Here is a 12,108-nt window from a genome sequence, read left to right on the forward strand (position 1 = left end):
GGGGTCGGATGGGCCCGAGCCCGTAGGGTTGCCCTGCTCCACCTCGAGCGCCGAGTCTCGGCCGCCGCGGGCGCGCCGTGCCTCCTCGCGCCCGGGGCCCGATCGCGGAGCCTTCCGCGCCGGTGCAGAAACGGACCTGTAGAAGGACTCAGATGCCCGCCTCCAAAACCTTCCGACGCGCCCGCCTGATCGTGGTCCTCCTGGTACTCCTGCTCGTGGCCGCCGTCGCGGCGGGCGGCTGGTGGGCGGCGGGCACGGTCCGCGCGTCCTACCCGCAGACCAGCGGCGAGGTACGGCTGCCCGGGATGAGCGCGCCGGCGGAGGTCGTCCGCGACGCCAACGGCATCCCGCAGATCTACGCCGACACCGCGGAGGACCTCTTCCGGGCGCAGGGCTACGTGCACGCGCAGGACCGGTTCTGGGAGATGGACGTCCGCCGGCACATCACCTCCGGCCGGCTGTCGGAGATGTTCGGCGAGGACCAGGTGGAGACCGACGCCTTCCTGCGCACCCTCGGCATGCAGCGGGTCGCCCAGCAGGAGGTCGAGGAGACCCTCAGCGACGACACCGTGCGCAACCTGGAGGCGTACGCGGCCGGCGTGAACGCGTACCTGGAGGCGCACTCGGGCAGCGACCTGTCCCTGGAGTACGCCCTGCTCGGCTTCACCAACCGCGACTACGAGCCGGAGCCGTGGACGGCGACCGACTCGGTGGCGTGGCTGAAGGCCATGGCCTGGGACCTGCGCGGCAACATGCAGCAGGAGATCGACCGGGCACTGCTCAGCGCCTCGTACACGCCCGCGGAAATCGACGCCCTCTACCCCGGGTACGACTACTCAACCCACCCGTCGATCGTGGCGGGCGGCTCCGTGGACGGCGACGGCGGCTCCTTCACCCCCGAGGACGGCGACGCGGCGGACGCCACCGACCCGCAGGACGCCCCCGACTCCTCCGCCGCGGCCGCCCCGGCCGAGGACGCCACCGAGCAGCCCGCGCCGGGGGCCTCCGACGGCCCGGCCTCCTCCGACGGCCCGACGTCCGGGGAGTCGGGGCAGCCGGCCTCCACCGAGGAGTCGTCCCCGGCGGGCGACGCGGGCGCGGAACCGGCGGGCGACGCCGCCACCGGCCTGTCCGCGCTCTCCTCCACCGGCGCGCTGACCTCCACGACCAACACCACCACGTCGACCACCAGCACGTCGGCCGAGGAGGGCGCCGGCGGCTGGAACCCGCTCACCGGCACCCTGCGGGCCCTGGAGCGGATCACCGACGTCAGCGCCGGTGGCGCCCAGTCGGTCGGCTCCAACTCCTGGGTGGTGGCCGGCGAACACACCACCAGCGGCCGGCCGCTGCTCGCCAACGACCCGCACCTGGCGCCGTCCATGCCCTCGGTCTGGTACCAGGTCGGCCTGCACTGCCGGGAGGTCGGGCAGGCCTGCCCGTACGACGTCAGCGGCTACAGCCTGGCCGGCGTGCCCGGCGTCGTGATCGGCCACAACCAGTCGATCGCCTGGGGCATGACCAACCTCGCCGCCGACGTCACCGACCTCTACCTGGAGCAGATCACCGACACCACCTACCTCTACGACGGCGAGCAGGTGGAGTTCGACGAGGTCCGGCAGGAGACCATCGAGGTGGCCGGCGGCGACGACCGCACCATCACCGTGCGCTCCACCGTCAACGGCCCGCTGCTCTCCGACCGCAGCGAGGAGCTGCGGCGGGTCGGCCAGGACGCCCCCGCCCCCGACTCGGCGCCGGACCGGCGGGACGGCTACGCGGTCTCCCTGAAGTGGACCGCCCTCACCCCCGGCACCACCATGGACGCCCTGTTCGCCGTCGACCGCGCCACCGACTTCGAGGAGTTCCGCGCCGCCGCCGAGGCGTTCGACGCCCCGGCGCAGAACATGATCTACGCGGACGTGGAGGGCAACATCGGCTACCAGACCCCGGGCACCATCCCGGTCCGGGGCCAGGGCGACGGCACCTACCCCTCCCCGGGCTGGGACCCGGCCTACCAGTGGACCGGCACCATCCCCTTCGAGGACCTGCCCTACGAGTACAACCCCGAGCGCGGCTTCATCGTCACCGCCAACAACCCGGTGATCGCCTCGCCCAGCGAGGACTACCCCTACCTGCTCACCGCCGACTGGGCCTACGGGGCGCGCGCCGAGCGGATCACCGACATGATCCAGCGGAAGATCGACGCCGGCACGCCGATCGGCGCCGAGGACATGCAGGCCATGCAGAACGACACGGTCAACGAGATGGCCGCCACCCTCGTCCCGTACCTCCTCGACATCCCGGTGGAGGAGCCGGAGCCCTACGTCGGCGAGGCGCAGGACCTGCTGCGCGACTGGGACCACACCCAGGACGCGGACTCGGCGGCCGCCGCCTACTACAACGCGGTCTGGCGCAACCTGCTGCTGCGGGTCTTCAGTGACAAGTTCCCGGCGAGCCTGCGTTCCGAGGACGAGTGCCCGCTGGTCATCCCGGACACCGCCGGGGCGCCCGGTGACGAGCTGTCCGGCGAGGCCCTGCCGGTCAACGAGTGCGGCCTGCGCGACCCGCTCTCGGCCGCCCCGGACGGCGGCGACCGCTGGTACGCGGTGGTCGCGGCCCTGCTGGAGCAGCCCGACAGCCCGTGGTGGGACATCGACGTCGACCCGTCGGTCACCACCGACCGCGACGCGGCGCTCGCCCAGGCCCTCCAGGACGCCCGCTACGAGCTGACCGCCCGCATCGGCAAGAACATCGAGGACTGGAGCTGGGGCCGGCTGCACGCCCTGGACCTGGAGAACCAGACGCTGGGCGTCTCCGGGCTCACCCCGGTGGAGTCGCTGCTCAACCGCGGCCCGTACGAGGTCGGCGGGGGCTCGGCGGCCGTGAACGCCACCGGCTGGAACGCCGCCGCCGGCTACGCCACCAACTGGGTGCCGTCGATGCGCATGGTCGTGGACCTCAGCGACCTGGACATCTCACGGTGGATCAACGTCACCGGCGCCAGCGGCCACGCCTTCCACGACAACTACGACGACCAGACCGCGCTGTGGCAGGAGGGCCGGCTGCTCGCCTGGCCGTTCACCGAGCAGGCGGTGGGTGCGGTGGCCCGGGACCGGCTGACCCTGACGCCGTGACCGACGCCCCGGGCGCCGTCTGAGCGGGCGCCACGCCGCCGGCGGCACGCGACGGGCCCCGGCCGGGAACCTCCGGCCGGGGCCCGTCGCGTCGTTCCGGCGTCAGCCGGCGGCCCCGGCCGGCCCCGCCTCCGCGGCGGGCGCCTGCACGTCGGCGGGAGCGTCCACGTCCGGAGCCTCCGCCTCCGCTTCGGCCGGCCGGGGGAAGCGGTGCACCGCGGAGGGGGTGACGGCGATGTCCACCGGCCGGTCGTGCGGCTCGGCCGGCACCCGCTCCAGCACCTCCCCTTCGTGCAGCAGGACGATCACCGGCACGTGCCGCCCGCCGCGCCGCCGCTGCTCCGCCAGCCGCTCCAGCACCCGGTCGTAGGAGCCGCCGCCGCGCCCGAGCCGGACGCCGCGCTCGTCCACCGCCAGCCCGGGCACCACGACCGCCGCGCAGCCGAGCACCGCCTCGCGCCCGAGCGTCGGCCCGTCCGGCCGCACCATGCCGGCGTCCCCGCTGACCAGCCGCTCCCTGCCCTCGTAGCGGGCCCAGTCCAGGTCGAGGTCGGGGAGCAGCACGGGCAGCAGCACGCGCGTGCCGCGCGCGGCGAGCGCGTCCAGCAGCGCGAAGGTGTCCGGCTCGGTGCCGAAGGAGGCGTAGGCGGCGACCGTCGGCGCGGCGCCGGGCGCGGCGTCGTCGGGGGCGCCGGCCGCCCCGGTGGGCGCGGCCCGCGGGGTGGTGCGGTCGCCGGGCAGCTCGGGGAGTTCCAGCAGGCGGGCCAGCCGCCGGGCCGCGTCCCGGGAGGCGTCGGCCGCGCCGTCGCCGACGGCCCGCCGCCGGCGGTCGGCCAGCAGCCGTGACCGCAGCGCCCGCTTGTCGTTCACCGCCCGAGGGTCCCGCGGCGCCGCGGGGGAGGGGTCCGCCGGGGCGGGCTCCGCGCCCTCGCGGTGGACTGCCTCGGCCCCGGGCTGGGCAGGCTCGCCGAGCCGGGCCGGGATGCCCGGCTCGCGGGCCGTGGTGGACGTACTGTCGCCGTGCGGCACGCGCGCGGCGTGCGGGCCTTGCGAAGCGTACGGACGGGGCATCGCGCCTCCCCGGATGCCGGCGTCCGGCACCGGGCCGGACGGTTGGAGTGTTGCGGGCCGCGCGCCGCCGGTCCTCCCCCGCCCGCGGGCGGGGACCCCCGGGCTCGGGCCCGGGGGCGCCCCACGGCCGTGGGGCCGGGGGAGGGGCCCAGTGGCACGCACGGTCGACGCACCGAGAGGAGCATGCAGGAACATGTCGCTGATCACGGACCACCTCACCGTGGTCCTCGGTGCTCTGCTCCTGGTCACCGCGCTCGTCATGGTCGCCTTGCTGCTGACCCTACGCGCCCTGCGGATCTCCACCGCCGAGCGCGTGGCGGAGCTGCGCAGGCGGGTGACGCGGCTGGAGTGCGAGTGCTCCGAACTGACCAAGACCTCCGTGACCGACCCGCTGACCGGGGTGTGGAACTACCGCTACCTCCAGCTCTCCCTGGACCGCGAGGTGGAGCGGAGCAACCGCACCGGGCGCCCGCTCGCCGTGCTGCTGCTCGACATCGACCGGTTCGAGCAGGTCAACCGGGCCGGCGGGCACCAGCGCGGCAACGCGGCGCTGCGTGACCTGGCGCAGCGCCTCGCCCTGGAGGTGCGCCAGACGGACACCCTCGGGCGGTACGGCGGGGAGGAGTTCGTGGTGCTGCTGCCGGACACCGACGCCGAGGGGGCGGCGCACGTCGCGGAACGGCTGTGCTGGACGGTGCGCCGGCACCGGATCGAGGCGTCCTTCCCGGTCGGGCAGCCGGCGCGCCGCCCGGTCGAGCAGGCCGGCACGCCGTCCCGGCGGGCGTCCGACCGGGACCGCCGGGACGCGAGCGGGCCGGACGCTCCCGCGGCCACCGCCGCTCCGGCCGGGGCGGCAGCCGGCGCGACGACCGGGGCGGCAGCCGGCGCGACGACCGGGGCGGCAGCCGGCGCGACGGCCGGAGCGATGACCGGGGCGGCAGGCGGGACGGCCGACGCGGCGGCCGTCCGGGCCGCCCCCACCCCGCCGGCCACCGAGGTCGACCGGATCGCCTCCGGTGCCCGGGTCTCGCTGACCGCGTCCATCGGCGTGGCGGTCCTGCCGGACCACGCCAACCACGCCGCCACCCTGCTGCGCGCCGCCGACCAGGCCCTGGCCGAGGCGAAGGCGGCCGGCGGAAACGGCTGGCGGGAGGCGGTGCGCCCGCCCGAGTACGCCACCGGTGGTGAACCGGATGGCGACGTCCGTCATTCGGCGGAGAGCCTGTGAACTGCCACAGCAACAGAAGATATGGTCACGGCATGACGAGCATGCTCCCGATCACGAAGGCCGTGATACCAGCAGCCGGCCTGGGCACGCGCTTCCTCCCCGCCACCAAGGCGACTCCGAAGGAGATGCTGCCGGTGGTCGACCGCCCCGCGATCCAGTACGTCGTGGAGGAGGCCGTGGCGGCCGGACTGCCCGACGTGCTCATGGTGACGGGGCGCAACAAGCGTCCGCTGGAGGACCACTTCGACCGGGCGTACGAGCTGGAGGAGGCCCTCGCCAACAAGGGCGACGAGGAGCGCCTGCGGATGGTGCGCGAGTCCAGCGAGCTGGCCGCCATCCACTACGTGCGCCAGGGCGATCCCAAGGGCCTCGGCCACGCGGTGCTATGCGCCGCCCCGCACGTCGCCGACCAGCCGTTCGCGGTGCTGCTCGGTGACGACCTCATCGACCCGCGGGACCCGCTGCTCACCCAGATGATCGACGTGCAGCGGCAGCTCGGCGGCAGCGTCGTGGCGCTGATCGAGGTACCGGCCGAGCAGGTGCACATGTACGGCTGCGCCGCCGTCGCCCCGGCCGACCTCGACGGCGTGGTCCGGGTGACCGACCTGGTGGAGAAGCCGGCGGCGCAGGACGCCCCCAGCAACTACGCCGTGATCGGCCGCTACGTCCTCGACCCGGCGATCTTCGAGGTGCTGCGGCGTACCCCGCCCGGCCGCGGCGGCGAGATCCAGCTGACCGACGCGCTGAAGACGCTGGCGCAGCGCGAGGGCGACGGCGGGCCGGTGCACGGCGTGCTGTTCAAGGGGCGTCGCTACGACACCGGCGACCGCGCCGACTACCTGCGCGCCGTGGTGCGGCTGGCCTGCGAGCGCGAGGACCTCGGCCCGGGCTTCCGCAGCTGGCTGCGCGAGTTCGTCGAGCAGGAGATCCCGCGGGAGACCGTGTGAGGCGGCGGCCGAGGCGGCCGGTGGCGGCCGCGCAGCAGCGGAGCGGACGGGGCGGGGACGCATGAGCGCTGACCAACGCACGTCGCCCGGGTCGTCCGGGGAGCCCGCCGGGGCGGCCGGGATGCCCGGGGCGTCCGGGGCGGGGCGGCTGGAGCCGGTGGAGCGGCACCTGGAGCGGGTGCTGTCCGCGATCCGGCCGCTGGCGCCCCTGGACATGCAGGTGCTGGACGCCCACGGCTGCCTGCTCGCCGAGGACGTCACGGCCCCCGGCAACGTGCCGCCCTTCGACAACAGCTCCATGGACGGCTACGCCGTGCGCGCCGCCGACCTCGCCGGCGCCGAGCGGCGCACCCCGGTGGTGCTGACCGTGCTGGGTGACGTCCCGGCCGGCGCCAGCGACCTGCCGCGGATCACCCCGGGCACCTGCGCGCGCATCATGACCGGCGCGCCGATGCCGCCGGGGGCGGACTCCGTCGTCCCGGTGGAGTGGACCGACGGCGGCTCCGGTGGCGACGCGGCCGCCGACACCATGGCGCCGGCGACCGCCGCCCCGGTGCTCACCGGCCCCTCCGGCGGCCCGGCCGGGGACGGCGGCGGGCGGGTGCGGGTCTTCCGGCAGCCCGAGTACGGGTCCTTCGTGCGGCGCAGCGGCAGCGACGTGGAGCGCGGCGAGGTGGTGCTGAGCGCCGGGACGGTGCTCACCCCGAGCCGGATCGGCCTGCTGTGCGCGGTGCGCCGCAACCTGGTGAAGGTGCGGCCGCGCCCCCGGGTGTCGATCCTGTCGACCGGCAGCGAGCTGACCCATCCGGCGGACGAGCCGGTGCCCGGGCGGATCCCGGACGCCAACAGCTTCATGCTGACCGCGGCGGCCCGGGAGGCGGGCGCGCTGGCGTTCCGCGCCGGCTGCGTGCCGGACGATCCGGCGGAGCTCACCGAGACGCTGGAGGACCAGCTGATCCGCTCCGACCTGGTGGTCACCAGCGGCGGGGTCAGCGTGGGCGCGTACGACGTGGTCAAGCAGGTCTTCGCGGACCTGGGCGAGGTGTCCTTCCACCGGCTGGCGATGCAGCCGGGCAAGCCGCAGGGGTTCGGCACGATCGGGCCGGACGCCACGCCGCTGTTCGCCCTGCCGGGCAACCCGGTGAGCGCGTTCGTCTCCTTCGAGCTGTTCGTGCGGCCGGCGATCCGGCGGATGATGGGGATGGAGCAGGTGCACCGGCCGGTGGTCCGGGCCCGCCTCGACGCCCCGATCACCGGTTCGCCGGAGGGGCGCCGGCAGTACGCCCGGGGCCGGTACGTGCCGCCGATGCCGGGGGAGATCACCGGGACGGTGACGCCGGTGGGCGGTTCGGGCTCCCACCTGCTGGGGGCGCTGGCGCGGGCCAACGCCCTGGTGGTGGTGGACGAGTGGACGACGTCGGCGCCGATGGGCCAGCTCGTCGACGTGATGCTGCTGCAGGAGTGATCGTTTCGCCTGCCGCTCCTCCGGCGCCCCCGGCGCCCGTTCCGTCGGCGCCGGGCCCTTCCGTGTCCGGCCCATCGGCCCCCTTCGGCGTCCCCTTCCCACCCTCCCCCGCCCGCCGGTAGGCCGCCGGTCGCCCACGGTCGGCCCACGGTCGGCGCTCGGCCGGGGTCGCGGTTGTCGCCCCAGCGGGTGTGGGCTTGGATGTGGGGCGGACGGAACGCCGCCCGCGCCCCGGCGGGGCCGGTGGGGCCAGTGGAGAGCTTGGAGAACGATGAGCACGGGCAAGGCCGACCACCTGACGCACGTGGACGCCACGGGTGCGGCACGCATGGTGGACGTGGCGGACAAGGCGCCGTCGAGCCGTACGGCGACGGCGAGCGGCCGGGTCCGCGTCTCGCCGCGCGTGGTGGAGCTGCTGCGCGGCACCTCCCCGGACGGGCGCACGCTGCCCAAGGGCGACGCGCTGGCCGTGGCCCGGATCGCCGGGATCATGGGCGCCAAGCGGACCCCGGACCTGATCCCGCTGTGCCATCCGATCGCGCTGCACGGCGTGACCGTGGAGCTGACCGTGGCCGACGACGCGGTGGAGATCTCCGCGACCGCCCGGACCGCGGACCGCACCGGGGTGGAGATGGAGGCGCTGACGGCGGTGACCACGGCCGCGCTGACCATCGTGGACATGGTGAAGGCGGTCGACCCGGTGGCCGAGATCTGCTCGGTGCGCGTCGAGTCCAAGACGGGCGGCAAGAGCGGCGACTGGCACCGCGGCGCGGACGGCTCCGTGGTCCGCGAGACCTCCGGGACGGCCGAGACCTCCGGGACGGCCGAGACCTCCGGGACGGCCGGGGCGTCCGGGACGGCCGGCGGCGAGGCCGAGCGGAGCGCGTCGTGACCGGCTCGGGTTCCGGCTACCGGGCGCTGGCGGTCACCGTCTCCAACCGGGCGCACGCCGGCGTCTACCCGGACACCGGCGGTCCTCTCCTGGTGGAGGGGCTGGCCGGGATGGGCTTCGCGGTCGACGGGCCGGTGGTGGTCCCGGACGGCGAGCCGGTGGCGGAGGCGTTGCGCGGGGCCGTCGCGGACGGGTACCACGTGGTGCTCACCACGGGCGGCACCGGCCTGACGCCGCTGGACCTCACCCCGGAGATGACCCGGCGGGTGATCGACCGCGAGGTGCCCGGGATCGCGGAGGCGATCCGGGCGGCCGGCATGGCCAAGGTGCCGACGGCGGCGCTCTCCCGGGGCGTGGCGGGGACGGCGGGGCGGACCCTCGTGGTGAACCTGCCCGGCTCGACGGGCGGGGTGCGGGACGGCCTGGCCGTGCTGGCGCCGATACTGGCGCACGCCGTCGACCAGATCCACGGCGGCGACCACGTTCGGCGCCCCGACGCCGCCGCCTCCCCGACTCCCCCTCCCTCGTCTCCTTCTCCTTCTCCGTCTTCTCCGTCTTCTCCGTCTCCCGCGCCGCGGCAGGCGCCGGCCGCCCCCGGGAGCCCGAGCTGAATCCGGTCTGGCCCGTCCGTCTGCAGGAGGGCGAAGTGGGGCTGCGGCCCATCCAGGCGCGGGACGCGCGGGAGTGGCACCAGGTGAACGACCGCAACCGGGACTGGCTGCGGCCCTGGGAGGCCACCGTGCCGCCGGTGCCGTACACCAGGGCGAGCGCCCGGCCGTCGTTCCGGCGGATGGTCCGGCAGCTGCGCGCGGAGGCGGCGGCGGGCCGGATGATGCCGTTCGTGGTGACCTACCAGGGGCGGCTGGCGGGGCAGTTGACCGTCGCCGGGATCACCTGGGGGTCGATGTGCTCGGCGAACGTCGGCTACTGGGTCGATCGTGAGATCGCGGGGCGCGGGGTGATGCCGACGGCGGTGGCGCTGGCGGTGGACCACTGCTTCTTCGGGGTCGGCCTGCACCGGGTGGAGGTCTGCATCCGCCCCGAGAACGCGGCCAGCCGGCGGGTGGTGGAGAAGCTGGGCTTCCGCGAGGAGGGGCTGCGGCCGAAGTACCTGCACATCGACGGTGCCTGGCGGGACCACCTGGCCTTCGCGCTGACCGTGGAGGACGTCCCGGAGGGGCTGCTGGCCCGCTGGCGGCGCAGCCGGTCGCGTCCGGTTTGACCGTAAAGCGCCTTGGTGAACGGAAGTTCCCCTTCCGTTGTCCGTCCGGTGCGGCGGACGGCCGTCCGCCGCCGTTCGAACAGATAATCGATTGATTCCACCCGAACCGGAACATTAATAGAACACCAGTTCTAACAATTGCCCCGGAAAGCCCCTCCCAACCGCCACTTCGGAAAAATCCCATGAAAATCCCACCGCCCCGTACGACACGCCGCGGGAAATTGCCACCGAGTGGTCCGTGTGGCGCCTAACGTGTCCATCGTGAGCAGTAGCGGCCTCATCTACGCAGTCATCGTGGGGGCCTGGGCTGCCTATCTGGTGCCGATGTGGCTCCGCCGGCAGGACGAGCTCAACGAAGGGCGGCCGACGGAGCGCTTCACCACCGCCATCCGGCTGCTGTCCGGAAGGGCGGCACTGGAGCGGCGTTACGCCAGGGCCCTCGCCGGCCGGGACGACGACCACGGCGTCGACACCCTCGGCGACTTCCGCACGCCCGCGCCCGGCCCCGGCACGGCCGACGCCGACGCGGCGGACTCCGGCACGGCCGCGCGCGCCACGGCCGCCGTCGACCAGCCCGCCGACTCCGACGACCCCGCCGACACCGCGGACGCCGTGGAGCACGCGGCGCACGCGGAGGCCGCGTCCCCGCTGCGGGGGTCCGCCGCCGGGCCGCGCCGCGCCGTCCCCGGCCACCCGGCCGGCACGCCGGGCCGGGCCGCCCTGCTCGCCCGCCGGCGCCGCGTCGTCAGCGTGCTCTTCCTGCTGTTCACGATCGGCGCCCTGGCCGCGGCCTTCGGCGGGCTCGCCCTGCTGTGGGCCCCGCTCGTCCCCGGCCTGCTGCTCTCCCTCTACATCGGCTACCTCCGCCGCCAGGAGCGCCGCCGCTACCTGGTCCAGCTCGACCACCGGCGCGCCGCCGAGGCCGCCCGCCGGCTGCACGCCGAGGGCCGCGCCCGTCGCGCCGAGGCCGCCCGCGCCGCCGAGCGCGACGACCCCGCCGCCGCGCCGGCGACGCCGCTCCCGCCCGTCGTGGAGCCCACCTCCCGCAGCCGCGCCATGGTCGAGGAGACTGACCACGCCGAGTGGGTGGACAGCGTCCGCGGCGCCGCCCCCGACCGCGACTCCTGGGAGCCGGTGGCCGTCCCGCTCCCCACCTACGTCACCGCCCCGGTCGCCCCCCGCAACACCGGCCCGCTGGACCTCGACGCCCCCGACACCTGGTCCTCCGCCCGGACCACCCCCGCCCAGCCGGGCCGCACCCAGCCTGGCCGCACCCAGCCGGGCCGCACCCAGCCGGGCCGCACCCCCCTCTACGACCAGTACGCCGACCCGTCCGCCGCCCCCTACACCGAGGACCGCCCCCGCGCCGCCAACGAGTGACCGCCCGGTCACCCGCCCCGGGGCCCGTTTTTCATCCCAGGCCCCAAAGGTGCTAGAGTTTCTCCTCGTTGGGGCTGTAGCGCAGTCCGGTAGCGCACCTCGTTCGCATCGAGGGGGTCAGGGGTTCAAATCCCCTCAGCTCCACCCCAGCTCAGGGCCCTTCCCGGGGTAGTTCGGGAAGGGCCCTGAGGCGTTCATGGGAGATTTTTGGGAGACGAGGGTCAGCCGGCCTGTTCCTCGATTTCCCCCTGTGCTCCCGGCGGTTGCCGGGACGGCCGCGCGGTGGTCGCGGGCTGAGTGGCCGCCGGTTTCCGGCCCTCACCCGGCGGACGGATCGGTGCCGGGGGTACCGGTCTGACGCAGGGCCGCGTCCAGCAGGGCGTCCAGGGAGCGCCGGGAGGCGTCCAGGCGGGTGAGTTGCTCGGCCACGCGGGCGCGATGGCGCCGCAGGTCGGCCAGTGTGCCCGGACACGACGACGGCACCAGGCCCGCGCCGTCGTCGTGGGCGCAGGGCAGCAGGCGGGCGATGACCGCGGTGGGGAGCCCGGCGTCCAGCAGTGCGCGGATGTGCCGCACGGTCGCGACGTCGGACTCGGCGTACTCCCGGTAGCCGTTGGGCAGCCGGGACGGCCGGAGCAGCCCCTGTTCCTCGTAGTAGCGCAGCAGCCGTTCGCTGACTCCCGTTCGGTGGGCAAGGGCGCTGATCCGCATGCGGTCCCCCGTCGTCGTCGCTTGACCCTCACACTGGTGTGAGACCTTAGCGTTCCTTCAC

9 protein-coding genes, 1 tRNA gene and 1 pseudogene are annotated in these 12,108 nt (G+C 75.3%); 9 read left to right on the forward strand and 2 right to left on the reverse strand.

The annotated features are described in order from the left end of the window. The first annotated feature begins 152 nt into the window (after positions 1-152). On the forward strand, positions 153-3,131 hold the full coding sequence (locus FHU37_RS23790; RefSeq protein WP_179816722.1) for a penicillin acylase family protein: 2,979 nt from the start codon (positions 153-155) through the stop codon (positions 3,129-3,131). A gap of 102 nt (positions 3,132-3,233) precedes the next feature. Here the strand turns inward: FHU37_RS23790 and FHU37_RS23795 are convergent, their stop codons facing one another. Further along, positions 3,234-4,001, reverse strand: coding sequence for a 5-formyltetrahydrofolate cyclo-ligase (locus FHU37_RS23795; RefSeq protein WP_312892822.1), 768 nt, complete (start codon positions 3,999-4,001; stop codon positions 3,234-3,236). 394 nt (positions 4,002-4,395) lie between these two features. Between FHU37_RS23795 and FHU37_RS29160 the strand changes: the two genes are divergently transcribed. The 8 genes and pseudogenes from FHU37_RS29160 to FHU37_RS23840 all read left to right on the forward strand — a co-directional run bounded on the left by FHU37_RS29160 (position 4,396) and on the right by FHU37_RS23840 (position 11,480). Further along, positions 4,396-5,430 carry a GGDEF domain-containing protein gene (locus FHU37_RS29160; RefSeq protein WP_218904774.1) on the forward strand — a complete coding sequence of 345 codons (1,035 nt, stop codon included), beginning with the start codon at positions 4,396-4,398 and terminating at the stop codon, positions 5,428-5,430. Positions 5,431-5,462: 32 nt separating this feature from the next. After that, positions 5,463-6,377, forward strand: coding sequence for a UTP--glucose-1-phosphate uridylyltransferase GalU (gene galU, locus FHU37_RS23810; protein WP_179816724.1), 915 nt, complete (start codon positions 5,463-5,465; stop codon positions 6,375-6,377). Between the two features lie 61 nt (positions 6,378-6,438). Further along, positions 6,439-7,842 (forward strand): molybdotransferase-like divisome protein Glp, encoded by a 1,404-nt coding sequence (gene glp / locus FHU37_RS23815; RefSeq protein ID WP_179816725.1) that lies wholly within the window; start codon positions 6,439-6,441, stop codon positions 7,840-7,842. A gap of 271 nt (positions 7,843-8,113) precedes the next feature. Then, positions 8,114-8,608, forward strand: a pseudogene (gene moaC / locus FHU37_RS23820) (cyclic pyranopterin monophosphate synthase MoaC); the annotation flags it as partial. Positions 8,609-8,730: 122 nt separating this feature from the next. After that, complete coding sequence (locus FHU37_RS23825; protein WP_179816727.1) at positions 8,731-9,345, forward strand: MogA/MoaB family molybdenum cofactor biosynthesis protein; 615 nt, start codon at positions 8,731-8,733, stop codon at positions 9,343-9,345. After that, positions 9,342-9,956 (forward strand): GNAT family N-acetyltransferase, encoded by a 615-nt coding sequence (locus FHU37_RS23830; RefSeq protein WP_179817327.1) that lies wholly within the window; start codon positions 9,342-9,344, stop codon positions 9,954-9,956. The genes FHU37_RS23825 and FHU37_RS23830 overlap by 4 nt, the downstream gene beginning before the upstream one ends. Before the next feature lie 261 nt (positions 9,957-10,217). Continuing rightward, positions 10,218-11,336, forward strand: a complete 1,119-nt coding sequence (gene sepX, locus FHU37_RS23835) for a divisome protein SepX/GlpR (protein ID WP_179816728.1) — start codon at positions 10,218-10,220, stop codon at positions 11,334-11,336. Positions 11,337-11,406: 70 nt separating this feature from the next. Next, positions 11,407-11,480: transfer RNA gene (locus FHU37_RS23840), tRNA-Ala, on the forward strand. A gap of 174 nt (positions 11,481-11,654) precedes the next feature. On the opposite strand, the gene FHU37_RS23845 is transcribed toward FHU37_RS23840, so the two are convergent. Next, positions 11,655-12,047 carry a MerR family transcriptional regulator gene (locus FHU37_RS23845; RefSeq protein ID WP_179816729.1) on the reverse strand — a complete coding sequence of 131 codons (393 nt, stop codon included), beginning with the start codon at positions 12,045-12,047 and terminating at the stop codon, positions 11,655-11,657. Between the last annotated feature and the right edge of the window lie 61 nt (positions 12,048-12,108).

The sequence above is a fragment of the Allostreptomyces psammosilenae genome (assembly GCF_013407765.1).
GTDB classification, from domain to species: domain Bacteria; phylum Actinomycetota; class Actinomycetes; order Streptomycetales; family Streptomycetaceae; genus Allostreptomyces; species Allostreptomyces psammosilenae.